The 16441-nt window shown below is 70.0% G+C and carries 2 protein-coding genes; both read right to left on the bottom strand.

Going from position 1 to position 16441, the window contains the following annotated elements:
- Nucleotide 1: 1 nt before the first annotated feature.
- Nucleotides 2-8734 (bottom strand): chitobiase/beta-hexosaminidase C-terminal domain-containing protein, encoded by an 8733-nt coding sequence (locus GE073_RS18425; protein WP_153784044.1) that lies wholly within the window; start codon nt 8732-8734, stop codon nt 2-4.
- 82 nt (nt 8735-8816) lie between these two features.
- Nucleotides 8817-16439 (bottom strand): S-layer homology domain-containing protein, encoded by a 7623-nt coding sequence (locus tag GE073_RS18430; protein WP_153784045.1) that lies wholly within the window; start codon nt 16437-16439, stop codon nt 8817-8819.
- Nucleotides 16440-16441: the final 2 nt, after the last annotated feature.

Consider the following 16441-nt stretch of genomic DNA (forward strand, 5'->3'; position numbering starts at 1 on the left):
CTCAGTCGCGGGCTGCGGCCATGATGTCGGCGTACGCCCAGTGGCTCGGCGGCACGTCGCCATAATGCGGCCCGGCGTCCGCGCGCTTGGCCGTGCCGGCCATGCGGTTCAGCAGCGAGATCGCCTGCGCGCGGGTGAGCGGGCTGTTCGGACGGAAGCTGCCGTCCGGGAAGCCCTGGATATAACCCGCATCGGTCAGGGCGGCGATGAAGCTCGACGCCCAGTGCTTGCGCGCATCCTTCTGCTTCGGCACGGCATCGCCGTCGACGCTGATCTGGAGCGCCCGCGCGGCGATGACAGCGAACTCCGCCCGCGTCAGGCCGCGGTCGCCGCCGAACGTGCCGTCCGGATAGCCGCCGACGATGCCGGCGGAGGCGAAGAAGGCGACGAGCTGGTCGCTGCGTCCCGACTTGTCCGGGAAGGCGTTGTACAGCTCGCCCTCCTCGCGGTCAAGCAGCGGCGCAAGCGCTTCGATCAGCTCGTAGCGGCTCATCGCCGCGTCCGGCTTGAACATGCCGTCGGCATAGCCGGAAGCGTAGCGCACGGTCGAGGCATCCTTGCGCAGGCTGTACTGCGCGGCGCCGACGTCGAACTTGTACGTCAGGATGCGCTTGTCGCCTTCGACGAGCGCTTTCACCGTCACGGAGCGGTTCAGCACCAGCTCGCCGGTGAAGCGCGGGCTGGACTCCGTCGGGTCGCTGCCGTCGGTCGTATAGCGGATCCACTTGCCCTCCGGCGCGGTCAGCCGCAGGATGCTGCCGCGCGGCGCGCGCACGGCGGCGGGCTGCTCGTCGCCGATCGCCGGCTTGCCGATGTTCGATTCGACGGCAGGCTTAGGCTCAGGCGTCGGAGACGGGCTCGGCGCCGGGAAGAAGAACCCTCCTCCGCCCGACGGCGATGAAGGCGGCTGCAGCTTCCACTCGCCGCTCAGCGCCGGGCTGTGCTCCTTGCCGAGCACGACTGCGATCGCCTTCAGCGTCGTCGTCGCCTTGAGCAGGATCGGCGACGAGTAGACGGCCGATTGCTCGCTCGGCTCGCTGCCGTCAAGCGTGTAATGGATGACGGCTCCCGGCTCGGCGGACAGGTCGATCTCGACCTTCTCCTTGAACTCCCGATCGCCCGAGACGACTTGCGGAGCGGCTGCGGCCTGCGGCCAGCGCAGCTCCGGCGCGTTCAGGACAATCGTACGGGCGAAGCCGCCCAGCGAGGCTTGGAGCTCGGCGACGCCGTCGGCCAGCAGCCGGCCGGAGCCGGAATGGAGCTGAACGAGCGACGGATCGGCGCTCCAGAGGAGGCCGTCCGCCCGGCTGAGGCCGAAGCCTGCCGTCAGGCGGTTGATCGTGTCGCCGGCCGCCGGCATGACGGCCGCGGCCGCCAGGCGGGCGAGCGGGCTGTCGGACGGCGCCGGATAGAAGCCGGCCGCTGCGCGCCAGACGCCGCCGGACAGGCCGGACGGAAGCGTGCCGCTCGTCAGAGCCGCGCCGTCAAGGCCGCCCTCCGTGCGGATGATGCCTGCGGCGTCGTAATAAGCGACGCCGCGCTTGACCAGCTGCCGGTGGAACGACGCTCCGGCAATCTTGCCGCCGTCCGCCAGCTGCCCGGCGAGGCCGCCGAAGAAGCTGCGTCCCGGCACGAGCGCGCCCTGGATCGAAGCGACCGCTTCGCCGCCCGCGACGGAGCGCTCGACGGCGCCTGCGCTGCGGCCGGCGAGGCCGCCCGCCCAAGCGAGCGCCGTGCCGTCCGCCGTCGCCCTTCCGGACGCCAGCGTGTCGGAGATGCGGCCGTCGTTGCGTCCGGCCGCGCCGCCCGCGGCGGCTTCCGCGCCTTTGGACGACGCATCGGCCGCGCTGTACGAGCGCTCGATGACGCCGTCCTGGCGGTTGATGCCGGCGATGCCGCCGGCGCTGGCTTCGCTGCGCGCGAGGCCGGCGGCGCCGGACTCGGCGATGAGGCCGGCATTGTCGCCGACGATGAGGCCGGCGCTCAGGCGGCCGCTGGCCGAGCCTTCGGCCGTCGCGCCGCGAATGTCGCCGCCGGCCGCGTTGATGCCGGCGACGAGGCCCGCGTCGGCGCCGCTCGCCGAGCCCTCGGCCGTGACGTCGCGGAGCATGCCGCCCGATTCGTTGACGCCGGCGATGAGGCCCGCGCCAGCGCCGCCGCTAGCCTTGCCCTCGGCCGTGACGCCGCGGATGTCGCCGCCGTCCGCGTTGATCGCGGCGACGAGGCCGGCATGACGGCCGGCCTGCACGCTCGCGCCGACGAGCTGCAGGTCGGCGATGCGGCCGCGGTTGACGAGCGCGAGCGCCGCGTCGCCGCTGCCGCCGTCGGCGCGCAGGCCGATCAGCCGATGGCCGTCGCCGGCCAGCTCGCCGTCAAAGGCTTGCAGCGGCGTCCAGCCGAACGCGGACAGGTCGATGTCCGCCGTCAGCCGCAGCTTGTCGCCGGAGCCGAGCGGCGAAGCCGTGGCCGCGCGGTCGAACAGCTTGAAGTAGGCGGCGCCGGTGTCGTTGCTCAGCCGAACGTAGCCGTCCAGCTGCGCGCGGCTGCCGATCGCAATCTCGCCGTCTGCGGACAGGAGCAGGACGGACGGATCGTACGTCGCCGCCCAGCTGCCCGCCGGACGCGGATCGCGCGCCGGCACGGCCTCGGCCGAAGCCGCCGCCCCAGCGTTGCGTCCTACCGCCGCGCCGCTGCCGCTGTAGGCGGACAAGGCGATGCGGCCGTCGCGGAAGTTGTAGCCGACGAGCGCGCCTTTATGCGTGTCCGTGCCCTTGGCGCTGACGGTCAGCTCGATCGCGGACGCGTACGCCTGCTCGATCTTGCCGTCGTTGTAGCCGGCGAAGCCGCCCGTATACGAGCGGGTCGTGCCGGCGAGGCCGGTCGTGGCGACGCGCTCCTGCAGCGCATGGGAGCGAAGCACGCTGCCGCTGCGCTCGACGGCGGCCGCGAAGCCGCCGGTACGCGTGTCCTGGCCGGTGTTGCTGACCGAGCCGGACGCATAGCTGTCCTCGACGGCGAAGCGGTTGATGGAGCCGGCGAAGCCGCCCGCGTAGGAGCCGCGCTTGCCGGCAGCCGTCACCGCGCCGTCCGCATAGGCGTAGCGGATCGAGCCGCTGCCCGCGCCGTTCTCGCCGAGCTGTCCGGCGAAGCCGCCGGCATACAGCGTCGTGTCGATGTTGCCGTCAGCTACGTCGACCGGGATCGACGCGGAGCTGCGGGCGACGACGAGACGGTCGCCCTGGCCGAGCGCGCCGCCGACAAACGTCGCCGGGAGATTTTCCCCGATCGTCAGCGCCGTGCCGACCGCGATCCGCGATCCGCCGGCAGCGACGGCCCGGCTGTAGTGGATCTCGCCGTCCAGCGCGCGGCCGACAAGGCCGCCGACGCGGTAGACGCCGCTGCCGGAGGCGTCGATGCCGCCGAACGCATCGGCATGGACGAGGATGCCGCTGCTGAAGCCGGCGATGCCGCCCGCGTCGAGCTCGCCCGCCGAGCCGGCGGCGATATGCGCGCGGCTCGACGAGTCATAGATCGAGGCGCTGCGCAGCGCGCCGACGAGGCCGCCCGCATGCAGCGCGGATTCGCCGCCTGCGGCCGCCAGGTGCAGCTCGCCTTCGTACTCCGCCTGATACAGGCCGCGGTACAGCGGATAGAGGCCGCCGAAGCGCAGTCCCGCATCGCGGTCCGATGCGCTCAGCTCGCCGGCGATGCCGCCAGCCGCCAGCGCGCCGACGGAGCCGGCGTCGAGCGCGGCGGCGATCGGTCCGGACGCCTCGGCGTCCTGGATCGTCGTCTCCGCCGCGCGGCCGACGATGCCTCCGGCATAAACGGCCTCTCCGCGCGCGTCCAGCGACGCGAAGCTAGCCTTGACGCCGCCAAGCGCTGTCTGGTCCGCGCGGCCGATCAGTCCGCCGACCGCCGCCTCGTCCGAGCCGGCCGGAGCTTTTACGGCCAGTCCTTGGACCGAAGCGTCACGCACGTCCCAGGCCGCGATGCCGCGGCCCGTCTTTTCGCCGATCAAGCCGCCGGCAGAGCCGCCGCCCGTTACGCCGAGCGCGGACGGAGCCGCCTCGACCTTCAGGCCGCTGAGGCCGTTGCCGGCTGCCGAGCGGCCGATCAGACCGCCCGCCGCCGCATCGTCCGCGCCGGCGCTCACAGAGACCGCCTCGCCGAACGAGACGGACAGCTCCGAGGCGTCGCCGTCCGCGTAGGAGCCGAACAGGCCGCCCGCCGCGGAATCAATGCCGGAGGCTTCGACCGCGAGCCGCGTCAGCTCCAGCTTCAGCGCCGAGGAAGTCCCGCTCTGGCGTCCCGCCAGGCCGCCCGCCGCCGCCTCGTCGCCGGTTGCCGCGATGCGGCTGCCCACTTCGCCCGACGTCGTCAGGCTCCAGCTGCCGGCTGCGATCGCGGAGACGTTCTCGCCGGCGATGCCGCCGGCCGCTCCGCCCGCCGCCGCGCTCTCGACGCGGCCGCCGGCGAGCTCGGCCCGCAGGCTGTCCGCCGCGCCTTCGCTGCGGCCGACGATGCCGCCGGCGACGCCGCCGGAGACAGACGCTCCCGCAGGCAGCTTCAGCGCGATGTCGGCGATGCGGCCGTAGTTGAGGCCGACCAGCGCTCCGGCATACGAGGAGCCGCGCGCTTCCTTCGGCTCCAGCGCGAGGCCGCTCGCCGAGCCGTCCGCGCCGATGACGCCGAACAAGCCTCCGAACGGAACCTCGCCGCTGACGGCATAGCCGTCGATCAGATGGCCGCCGCCGAGCAGCTCGCCCTGGAACGCCAGCGCCTCGCTGACGCCGATCGGGCTCCACTGGGCGGACTGCACATGGATCGGACCTTTGATCTCGATCGTGCGGCCGGCGAAGCTGAACGGCTCGACGCCGACAAGCGTGCCGTTGACGATGGCCGCCAGACCTGCCAGTTCGGCCTCCGTGCCGATCTGGAACGTCGTCGCGTCCTTATCGCGCAAGTACCAGTTGAGGTTGGCGTTGACGTTGCCGCCCGTGCCCTCTTCCCCGCCGCCGCTGCTAGCCGCGCGGTTTACTTCCGGATATTGGTACTGGGCGCCAAGCGAGCCGTATTTCCAGGCGCCGGCAAAATCCCAGCCCGACAGCGCCGGAAACTCCGAGCGGTCCGACAGCGTCGACGACAGGATCGTGCTCAGGCGGCCGAGCACGCTCAGCCAGCGGTACTCGCCGTCGGCAAAGTCAGGCAGATCCTTGTTCAGGTTGAGCTTTTCGTCCTTGATGTAATAGCTCTTGTACAGCAGCTCCTTGCTCGCGTTGTCGTAGCGGCCGGCGAAGCCGCCCGCCAGCGCCGTCCCGCTCGCCGACACCTCGGCGGCGGAATAGCTCGACGAGATGCGGCCGGAGACGATCCGGCCGGCGAAGCCGCCGGCATACGAGCCGCTGCCCGAAGCCGTCACGCTCTTGGCGCTGTAGGCGTTTTTGACCGAGCCGCCCGCGAGCTCGCCGAGCAGGCCGCCGGCCTGCGCATAGGCGCCGGAAGCCGTCACCTTGGAGGCGGCGTACGACTGCTCGACCGTGCCGGAGCTGCGGCCGGCGAGGCCGCCGAGGAACACCGGCTGGCCGGACGTGCCGTAGGCTTTGCTCGTCAGATCCAGGTCCGTATAGGAGGCGAGGATGCGGCCGGCGTTGTCGCCGACGAGCCCGCCGGCCAGCGTTCCCTGGCCCTCGATCGTCAGACTGGCGTTCGTGTACGTGTAGTAGAGCGTGCCCGTCGCCGCGTTGCGGCCGACGAAGCCGCCGACGACGGCGTTCGCGCCTTTGGAGGAAACCGGAATCTTGTCCGTCACGCTGACGTTGGCGATCAGGCTGGCGTTCTCGCCGACGAGGCCGCCGACCGTCATGCCCGGCGCGAGCGCCTGCACGCTGCCGGATACGCGGCTGTTGACGATGACGCCGCTCGAGCTGGCCGGAGCGGCTGCCGGGTCGCTCGCGCGCGCCTCCAGCCGTGCCGCCATGCCGCCGACGAAGCTGCCGCTTGCGGAGGCGTTGGCCTTCAGCTGCATGCCGCCGAACACCGTATCGACGATCGCAGCACCCTCGCCGCCTTTCAGCGTGCCCGCCAGTCCGCCCGCCGCCGTATCCGGACCGCTCAGCAGCAAGCTCGCGCCGCTGCCGACGAGGCCGCGCAGCGTCGTCTCGACGCTGCTGCCGACCAGGCCGCCGGCCTTCGCCTGCGAGGCGTCCGCCGATGCGGTCAGGAGCAGGTTCTGCATATTCACGCGCTGCAGGTCGCTCTCGATCCGGCTGCTGTCCGCGCGGCCGGCCAAGCCGCCGGCCTCGATGCCGGGCGCGCTCAGCGTTAGCGCGACGTAGTTCGGCGCTTCCGCGAGCGCCGCCGGACGGATGAGATCGGCATGGACGGCGTAGCCGGCGATGCCGCCGATGCGCGCTCCCGCCGCCGTCGCCGCTGCCGTCGGCGACTCGCCGCCTTCAAGCTTCGAGTCGGTCAGCGAGGCGCGGCTGTCCGCCGTGCCTTCCAGCCGGCCGACGAGTCCGCCCGCTTCCGCGCCGGAGCCTCCGGCCGCAAGCGCGACGCTGCGCGCCGCGGCGCCGAGGATCGAGCCGCGGCTGAGGCCGGCCGCCCCGCCGAGCCGCGCGTCCGCGCCGGTCGAGCGGATCGTGACCGCCTCGGCCGCGCCGCCGCTCAGGCTGCCGGCGTTCTCGCCGGCGATGCCGCCGATGCGGGCGCGGGCGCCGGAAGAGTCAACCTCGAAGCCGGATACGAGCAGGCTCGCCTGAGCGGAGCCGTCAAGCCGGCCGATGCCGCCGCCAAGCGCGACTTCGTCGGCCGGCGCCTCCAGCGTGACCGCGCGGACCGCCAGCGGCTGCGCCGAGGTGCCGAGCACGGCCGCGCCGTCGATCCGGCCCGCCGCGCCGCCGAACGCGACTCCCGTCATGCCCGCGGGCAGAGCGGCGGATACCCGGTCGACCCGGCTGCCGCTTACCGTCAGCTCGCCGATGCCGCGGCCGATCAGGCCGCCGGCAGCGAAGTCGTCGCGTCCGCCCGCCGGCGAAGCAATCGCCGTCTCGAAGCGAAGGCTCGCCGAATCGGACGCAGACGGATCGCCGGCGCGAGCGCCTGCAATCGTGCCGGAGGCGGCGCCGGCGATGCCGCCGGCCGCGCTGCCGGAGCGCTGCGCCCGCAGCGTCAGCCAGGAAGCCGACGAAGCGGAGATCGTGCCGTCGGAATGGCCGGCGATGCCGCCCAGCTCGCCTTCGGCGACGATCGCGAGCGGCTGTGCCGCCGTGCCGCCGGCAGCGGAGCTGCTGATCTCGGCTCCCGCCGCCAGATAGCCGGCGATGCCGCCGGCATAAACGGCGCTGTCGCCGGACGTGTCGGCCGTCAGGCCGCTTTTGAACGACGCATGGCGGATCAGGCCGCCGCCGTTGTAGCCGACGATGCCGCCGGCGTATACGGCGCCCGTGCCTTGCGCCTCGACGGCGGCCGCCGAGACATACGCCGCAGGGTCATCGTCGGTCAGGCTGACGCCTTGCGCCGCATAGCCGAACAGGCCGCCGACATAAACGTCCTTGCCTTCGGCGGTGATCGGAATCGCCTGCTCGAAGCCTTTGGACCAGGTCAGCGCAGGGCCGACGAAGCCGGCGATCGTGCCGGAGTAGACGCGTTCGCCGCCGGCATGATGGACCGCGGCCGTCTGGCGCAGCGCGACGGAGGCGTCCGGCAGGACGCCGCCGATCGAGCCCGCCACGCCGCCGGCGTAGCTCTCTTCCGCATCCGGCGACGTCACGCTGACTTCGCCGCTGTTCGCCGTATCGGCCGAGAACGTCACCGGCGAGCCGTAATGCCCGGCGAGGCCGCCCGCATGCGCGAGCCGGCCGCCCGACACCGTCACGGCGCCGCCGTTGCGGATCGGAGTGCTCTCGCCCTGCATGTCGAGCGCCCCGGCCGTCAGGCCGGTCAGGCCGCCGGCGTACAGCTCGCTCGCGGCTCCGCCGCTCGCGGAGACCGCCCCGTCATTGGCCGCCTTTTTCAGCGTCAGGCCGCCCTCGGACACATGCCCGACCAGACCGCCGGCATAGGTGGAGCCCGCCACGGTTACGGACGCCTCGTTGAGCGCATTGGACACCTGCCCAGATCCCGAGCCGACGATGCCGCCCGCATAGGCGACGCCGGAGCCGCTCTCGGCCTCGATCGCAAGCTCGTTCTCGATATCGTAGACGATGCTGTAGCCGGTCATCTTGCCCACGGCCGAGCCTGCGTAGACGTTGCCCGCCACGGTGACGTCGATCTCGCCGTCCGCCTCGAAGCGGAAGCCGCCGACCGTGCCGCCGTCCATGTTGCCGACCAGTCCCTGATAAGGAATGGCGGCCGGAACGCGCATGCCGGAAATGCCGAACATCGCTCCGTCCTTGGCGATCAGCGTGCCCTTGAACGGATGGGATTCCGTGCCGATCGGCAGCCAGTCGTACGCCGACAGGTCGAGGCTCCGGTCGACCTCCAGAATTTTGCCCTTCAGGCCGTCCACGCCGTTCTCGCCGTTGACGAGCTTGGCGATGCCCGCCAGCTTGGCCGGCGTGTCGATCTTGAACGTCGTGTAGGTCGCGTCGAACCAGCTCGTATCCGCGGAGCCGTCCCAGGTCTGGGCTCCGGCTCCGGCCAGCATGGCCGTGCCGCCGGCGGCCCCGGCGAGGATGACGGCGCCGAGCGCCGCCATCCTCCAGGTCCGATATCTTTTCCTTGCCTTCATGTCCTGCCCCCCACTTAGATCCGTTCTTAGCAGACAACCCGCATCACGCCTGAAGCATGATGCGGGCTCGCCTGCCGGCCGGTTATGAATTCATCCAGTCGCTCGCCCGGACCGCGATCGCAGCCGCCTGGCTGCGGGTCAGCGGATCGCCCGGACGGATGCTGCCGTCGATGCCTTGAATGAGCCCCGCCTTGACGGCGGCCGCAACCGGGCCGCGCGCCCAGTCCGGGATCGCCTTGACGTCGGCGAAGGCGCCCAGCACGCGCGCGATCTCCGCTTCCTCAAGCTGCGCTCCCGGCTGCGCGATCGCCATCAGCCTGCCGGCCATGGCCATCGCCTCGAGCCGCGTCAGCGCCGCGTTCGGATCGTAGCGCTCCGCGCTCTTGCCGCTCGCCAGGCCGAGGCCGACTGCGATGCCGACCGTGCGGGCGTACCAGCTGTCCGCTGGCACGTCGCCGAAGCGGACCGCCGCGGCCGGCTCGTTCATGTAGCCTGCCGCGCGCAGCAGGATCGTCGGATACTCGGCCCTCGTCACCTTGGCGTTCGGCGCGAACTTGTCCGCGGATTGGCCGAGGACGAGCATCCGGGCCGAAGCCTGGCGGATGCTGTCCGCCGCCCAGAACAGCGGCGCGACGTCCGTGAACGTCCGCGTGCTCGCCGCGAAGTACACGCTGCCCGAGCCGGTCAGCCGCACGAGGGCGGCCGCGCCTCCCGCCGCCGGCTTCCACGGCAGCGGCGTCCAGCTGCCGTCCGCCGCGCGGAGCAGCACCGCCGTCACGTCCTTCGTCCGGACGCCCTCCGGCAGCGGCAGCGTCGCGCTTGGCGCCGGCTTCCAGCCTGCCGGCTCGAGGCCGAGCTGCAGCTTGGAGCCTGCGCCGCCTCCGAGCAGCTGGAAGCCTTGAGCCGCGGCCGCCGCATCCAGCAGCGTCCGCTCTCCGCTGTCGTTCAAGCCGAACGCCAGCACGAGATCGTCCTTGCCGCCGCGCAGCTGCGGCGCTCCGAGCGCGAGGCTCGCCATCGGCAGCTCGATGCGCAGCGTCTTGCCCGCCGCGGCGAGCTTGTCCGCGAGCGCCCGCTCCACCGTGACGCGGTAGCCTTCGGCTCCCGCCTCCGCCGAGCGGAGCGTCAGATCCGCCGCGACGCCGCCCTCCAGGACGGAGCCGTCCAGACGGATCAGCGCCGTCTTGCCTTCCCAGGCGGCTTCGATCGCCGCGCCGTTCACGCTCGCCTGCGGCTTGTCGCCCGCAGGCGCTCCGCCGCCTCCGCCGAAGCCGAAGCCGCCCGGCATCATCATCCAGATGCTCGCCGGCAGCAGCTTCGCCGCCATCGCCAGCTTGCCGCTGGACAGGCGCTTCGCCACGACGACGGTGTCGCCGTATTTCGCCGCGACGATGCCGTCCGCCGGCAGCAGGCTCCAGGTCGACAGGTCCTCCTGGAAGGCCGGCAGCTTCGCTCCCGCGCTATAGACGCGGTAAGCGAGCTGCTGCCCCGTCATGTCTCCGGCATCGGTCATGACGACGCGCGTCTTGTCCGTCGCGCCGAGCACCGCTTCTGCCTCGGCTCCGAGCGCGCCGAGCGAGGTCGGCTGCGGCAGCTTCGCCTCGGCGACCGCCATCGCTTGCAGCGTCATGCCGTCCGACACGCGGTACTCCGCCGTAATCAGGCTCGCGCCGGCGCCAAGCGCCGTCAGCGTGCCGTCCTCGGCGAGCAGCGCCGAGTCGCCGTCGACCGTCAAGGTCAGGCGCTCGCGCTCGGCCTCGGTCAGCGCGACTTCCTTATAGCGCGTCTTGCCGCTGCCGTCCTTGCCGTCCGCCACCTGGAGCACGGCCTGCAGCTTCACGCTGTCGCCCGGACGGAGCGTCGGGATCGGCTTCAGCACGATCGCGCTCGGGGCGCGGTAGCCGTCGTTCGTGACGTCCACGACGGCCGAGTTCTCATTGCCCGCCGCGTCGCGGGCGACGAACTTCAGCTCGGCCGACGCGCCGGCGTCCTCCGGCAGCAGCACCTCGCCGCCAAAGCGGCCGTCCTCCTCGACCTCGACCGGCTGTCCGGCGACCGTCAGCACGTCGCCCGGCGTCGTCGATCCGGCGACGCGCACCCGGCCGGCCTGCGTCCGCGCTCCCGTCGCCGGCTCGTCGATGTACAGCACCGGCGCGATCGTATCGACCGTCAGGTACAGCATCGTGACCGAGACGTCGCCCGTCGCCGTGTTGCGGGACCGCAGCTCGACGGCGAACGTGCCGTCCGTCGCGAAGCGGGTCAGCTTGAGCGAGCCGCGGCTGATGCCGCCCTCGCTGCGCATGTCCGCCTTGCCGAGGTATTCCTCCCCGACATAAGCCTCCACCTCGACGTTCGGCTGCGCCGAATGCAGCGAGATCGTCTGCTCGGTGCCGCTCGTCAGGTAGGTCCAGAAGGTTTTGCCCGGCTCGCTCGTCCTGACCGGACCGCCGCCGAGCGTCAGCTGCGGCTTCTGCACGAGCGGCAGCAGCGTCGCCGCCGTGTCGGCCCGATCCGCGTAATGCGGGTTGCGGTTCTTGTCGTCCGCTTCCGTCGGCACCGCCGAGGCGCTGACGCCGATGACGTACATGCGGCCGGTCTCGAGTCCGGCATGAGACACCTTCGGCGCCTCCTTGCCCTCCTCGCCGACCAGCTGCGTGCCGCCAAGTCCGGACGTATCGATCTGATCCGAAGCCGACACGGCCGCCCAGCCGCCGATCGGAATGCCCTCGTACTTGCCGCTCGCGGCGTTCCAGTACGGCTGCAGCTCCTCTTCGGTCATGAGCACGTCGCCGAACGGCTCGTACGCGATCCCGTTCTGGAAAGCCTCGACGACATAGCTGCGCTCATAAGCCTGCTGGCCGCTCTTGACCGCGCCGGGCTTGAACGACAGATGGAAATAGCCGTTGCCTGCCGGCTTCACCGCTACGTCGCTGACCTTGCCCGGAGCCATCGGATCCTTCAGCTCGAAGCGCTGCGCCGACGTCTTCGTGGCGAAGGCGTTTTCCGACTTGAGCTCCGCCCGCACATAATAGCTGCCTTGGCGCAGCAGGCCGCGGATGTCCTCCGTGCCGCCCGCCAGCTCGATGCGCCGGACGTCGATGCTCGCCCGTCCCGCCGCTGCCGGCAAGTCCTTGGCGATCAGCATGCCCGCGTCGCCGGCCTTGCGCACGACGTCGCCGCTTGCCAGCGTCTCGGTCGCGTCCGTTACGGCGTCCTTCGCCAAATACAGGCTCACCGTATCGCCCGGCTTGGCGTTATCGACCTTCCACGTCGCGGCGAACTTGTTCTCGTCCGCCGGATCCGCCGTCAGCCCGACCTCGCTCAGCTGCGGCGCCGTCGGCACGTTCAGCAGCTTCGTCTCGACCGGCGCCTGCGCGGTCAGCGTCCATGTGCCGCCTGCGGCCGCCTTGGCCGCCGGGATGATGACGTACGCCTTGCGCGAGTCGACGTCCGTCCCTGTGTTCTTCGCAGACACGACTTGCGTGAAGGCGTTGGCCGTCTTGTCGGTGTTCGTGTTGTCGAACTTGATCGGGTACGGCTTGCCGCTGCCGTCCTTCAGCGTGAAGGCCGGCATCTCCTTGCTGTCGTACTCCACCTCGATGATCGCGTTGCCGCTGACGCCGCCGAGCGGAATCTCATGCACGCGTCCGCCGTTCTTGACCGTAATGCCGCCGAGGCCGAGCGTCATGTCGCCGTTGTCGACGATCTTCATGCCGTTTCCGATCTCGCGGTACTCGATCGCCTGCGTCTCCTGCTCCGCCGCGACGCGGGAGTCGGCCAGCGCCTGCACGCCCGAGCCGATGACGAGCAGCCGCGGTCCGCGCTCCGGATCCTCGATGACCAGATGCGCGAGGCCCTCCGGCAGCTGGTCGGTCGACGTGCCGAACTCGACGCCTCCGCCCCAGTAGTAGGTGATGCCGAGGCTGATGAACAGGATGCCGACGCTGCCCCACAGCTTGTCGTTGTTGACGCCGAGGAACACGCTCGCCAGCGGCATGCCGCCGACGACCGGCACCGAGCCCGGAATCTGCACCTTGGAGCCGATGTAGCCCTCGAAGTCGGTGCGGTTCTTCTCCAGGTTCTGGCCGACAAAGATGCCGGCCTTGCCGACGATGATGTCCCAGCCGCCGATGTCGACCTCGGCTTGGACGCGCACGAACCACGGCGTCACCCACTGGGCTTCCAGCAGCGCCATCGTGATCATCTCGATGCGGTCGTCCTTTTCCGCGTTGGCGTCGGGGGAATAATCCATCACGCCCTCGATCTTGATGCCCGTCCGCTTGAGCGTCAGGTCGATGTCGCCGAAGAAGTACGCCGGCGCCATGCCGAAGCGCACGCCGACGCCCGCCTGGATCGTCAGCGGGAACGGATCCTCCGCCGTGCCGCCGGCGATCGTATCGGCCAGCTCGCGCACCGCGCCGCGGATCGCGGTCAGGTACGTCGCGCCGGTGATGAGGATGCCGGGGCTCTTGAGCTGCGTGCCGAAGGCGATCACATCCGGCAGGATGCGCCCGTCGTCGACCTGCTTGAGCGAGAACTCGATCGCGACCTCGGTCATGTTCTTGAGCTGCGCCTCGAATTCAAGGCCGTACGTGTTGCTGATGCCGTCCACCTTCTGGACGTAGTGGGTGACGCCGATGCTGCCGCTCGGCTTTTTCGGACCTTCCTCGCCCGACTTCTTGTCCTCCTTCGGCCCGAACAGGCCGAGGCTTTCGTTGAGGTCGAAGCCGAGCTTGGCGTCGATGCCGACGAAGCCCTTGTCGTTGAAGATGACGTTGTTGATCTCCGCGTTCACGATCTTCAGCGAGATCGAGCCGCCGAACGAGATGCCGCCCTCGCGCAGGATGAAGTCGTTCAGCGACAGCCCGAAGCCGTCGATCGAGAAGCTCGGAGCGCTGAACAGCGAGTGCTTGTTGAAGTACACGTTCTCCAGCATGATCTGGCGAAGCGGATTGAGCCGGTCGCCGACGCCGCCGACGGCCCATTTGAGGCTGCCGTTCTGGCTGTCGTCCTCCGGGTTCGTCGCCGACTGCTTGTTGGCGTCCTGGCTCTCTTCCTCCTCGTCCTCCTCCTCGTCCTCGCCGCTGCCGGCGCGCGGGATGCCGTAGCCGTCCCCGCCGAGCGTCTTGTCGAAGCCGTTGAAGAAGTCGAGCGTCCATTCGCCCTTGTGGAAAATGAAGCCGCTGCTGGCCACGCTCAGCGTGCCGTCGCCCTTGACGAACAGCGTGTCGAGCAGCGGCAGTCCCTCCGGCTGCTTGATGCCGAGGATGTCGAGCTTGCCGCGCACGAGCACGAGATCCTTGCCGCTGTAGGCGACCGCGCCGTTGATGATCGCCGGCTCGGTCTTCGTATCGACGATGATCTGCTGGTCGTCGCCGCTGCCGACCTGCTTGACCATGCCGCGCACAACGACGAGCGTCTCGCGCTCGATCTCATCCTCCTCGGCCTGCTCCTCGAACGCCTCCAGATCCTCTTCGCTCTCGAAGATCTGATAGTTGTAAAGCGGCGTCTCCGAGAGGGCGGCCTCGTCGGCGAACTCGCTCAGCTCGAATTCCGGATCGACCGCCTTGCTGGCCGCGCCGATCAGGGCGCGCGTCTTCTTGTACTGCGTCGCGGCCTCGTACAGGAAGCTGCCTTCCTCGAAAGGCTCGCCCGGGAACAGGCTGTTCAGCTGCTCCAGCCGCTCCTCGCCGACCGTCGCGCCGTTGTCGATGCCGCTCAGATCGACGACTTCCTTGTACAGCGCCAGGATGCCGGCCTCGCGGATGCGCGACTCGTCGTTGTCGGTGACGAGGATCGTCTGGCCCGACGCGATGTCGTACATCGAGGCGAGGTCCGGATCGTCGCCGGCCGTCCCCTTGTAGTCGATGACGATCTCGTACTCGCCGAGCGGCAGCTCGGGACCGAGTCCTTCCTCGATCACGCTGCCCGCCTCGTCGACCTTGTCGCCGCCGCGGTAGGTGATGCGCATGTCGCCGGTCAGGCCGTCGTCAGTCGGCTGCAGCAGCACCGAATCGGCGACCGGCACCCGGTAGCGCTCGCGGGTCGACTTCTCGACCAGGAACAGGTCGAAGTTCGGCTCCGTGCCGCCCCCGCCGGTCGTGTACGCCTCGATGTTGGACAGGTTGACCGTCATGTACTTGACGTCCGTGCGGTACAGCTCCTTGGGCGAGACGCCGTACACGTACGTCGGCGTCGCCTGGCCGACCGGCGGCAGCAGGATGAAGTTCGTCTTGACGGACTCGTACTGCGCCTGGATGCTCTCGTCGGCGATGCCCTCGATCTTGCTGCGCGTCTCCGGGCTGCGCGCCGTCAGCATGTACTGGCGGGTCGTCGGCCACGGCCGGCCTTTGGCCATCACCTTGAACGTCGCCGTCACCGTATCGCCGGGCTTGTACTTCGGCTGGATGCCGAGCTTAGCCTCCTCCGGCGTCGCCTCCTTGCGGTATTCGACGCGCTTGCTGCTCACGGTGTCGACGAGCGGCTTGCCGGAGCCGTCGCGCTTGATGTTCCCCTGCTCGTCGAGCTGCACGAAGCTCAGTCCGCTCTCGAGCGTCATCTCCAGCTCCAGGCGCGAATGCTCCATGTTGAACGACGGCAGGTTCTCGACCTCGGCGATGATGTCGAACACGCCTTCGTCGCGATAGCCGCTCGCGTCCGGCAGCGTGGCGAGCTGCTGAACCGGATCGACGTAGCGGATGGAGAACACTTTGTCCGGCGCGACGATCTCGCCGAGGCCGTAGATCGTCTCGAAGCTCTGCATGCGTCCCGGATCGATCGCATCCGGGTTCCAGTAGAACGCCACGGCGGAATCCGCGCTGCCGTAGTCGTTCGTGTCGCGAGTGAAGTCGAGGTTCGGATGGACCTCATAGTCCCACTTCGTGTTCGCCAGACCGTTCCAATGGCCGACGACCATCTCGTCGACGATGTTGATGTTCTGCTCGGCGACGTTGTTGAAGCCGTAGGCGACGACGTTCGTCGCCTGCGGATTCTCGAGGTGGAGCTTGTCGCGCATGACCCAGTAAGCGGGCAGCTTGTGCAGCGGCGCGTCTTCCGGAGGAATGCCGATCTTCTCCGGCTCATGCGTCAGCCGGCGCTCGACGAGCAGCGGCGCCTTGGACGCCGTGCCGACCTGGAACGCCGGGCCGTCGTTGCCGCCGACCATCGTATCGAGCAGGATCCGGCTGCCGACCTCCACCTTGGCGCCGCTGCCGTTCGTCACCTCGTAGCGGATGTTCACGTTGCCCGAGTTGATCTTGTCCTTGCCGTCCGTATAGAGCAGCAGGATCTGCTTGATCGACACGCCCTTCATCGACCAGACCATCTCCAGCTGCTTCGTGCCGTTCGGCTTCTCGACGAGCGTCGGCTCCGTCGTCCGCGACTGCTCGCTGCCGAACTTGTATTTGTTGCCGAAAATATAGTCCGTGCCGTCGATGCGGAACGTCGTGAACGACGTCTCCGGATCGTCTCCGCGGAACAGCAGGCTCACGTTCTGGTCCTGCTTGCGGATCGGCTGTCCCTCGATCGTGCGGATGCCGTACCGTCCCGTCTCGTTGTCGACCGTCACCTTGATATAGTCGTTCTGGATCGTCGTCGTCCGGCTCTTGCCCAGCTCGGCGGCCACCGCGTGGCCGCTCTCGAACAGGGCGGGAAATACGAGCACGAATGCCAGCAGCGACGACAGTCCGCGTTTAAGCAGCTTCACCG

This window comes from Paenibacillus sp. B01 (assembly GCF_009649995.1).
GTDB classification, from domain to species: domain Bacteria; phylum Bacillota; class Bacilli; order Paenibacillales; family Paenibacillaceae; genus Paenibacillus_O; species Paenibacillus_O pasadenensis.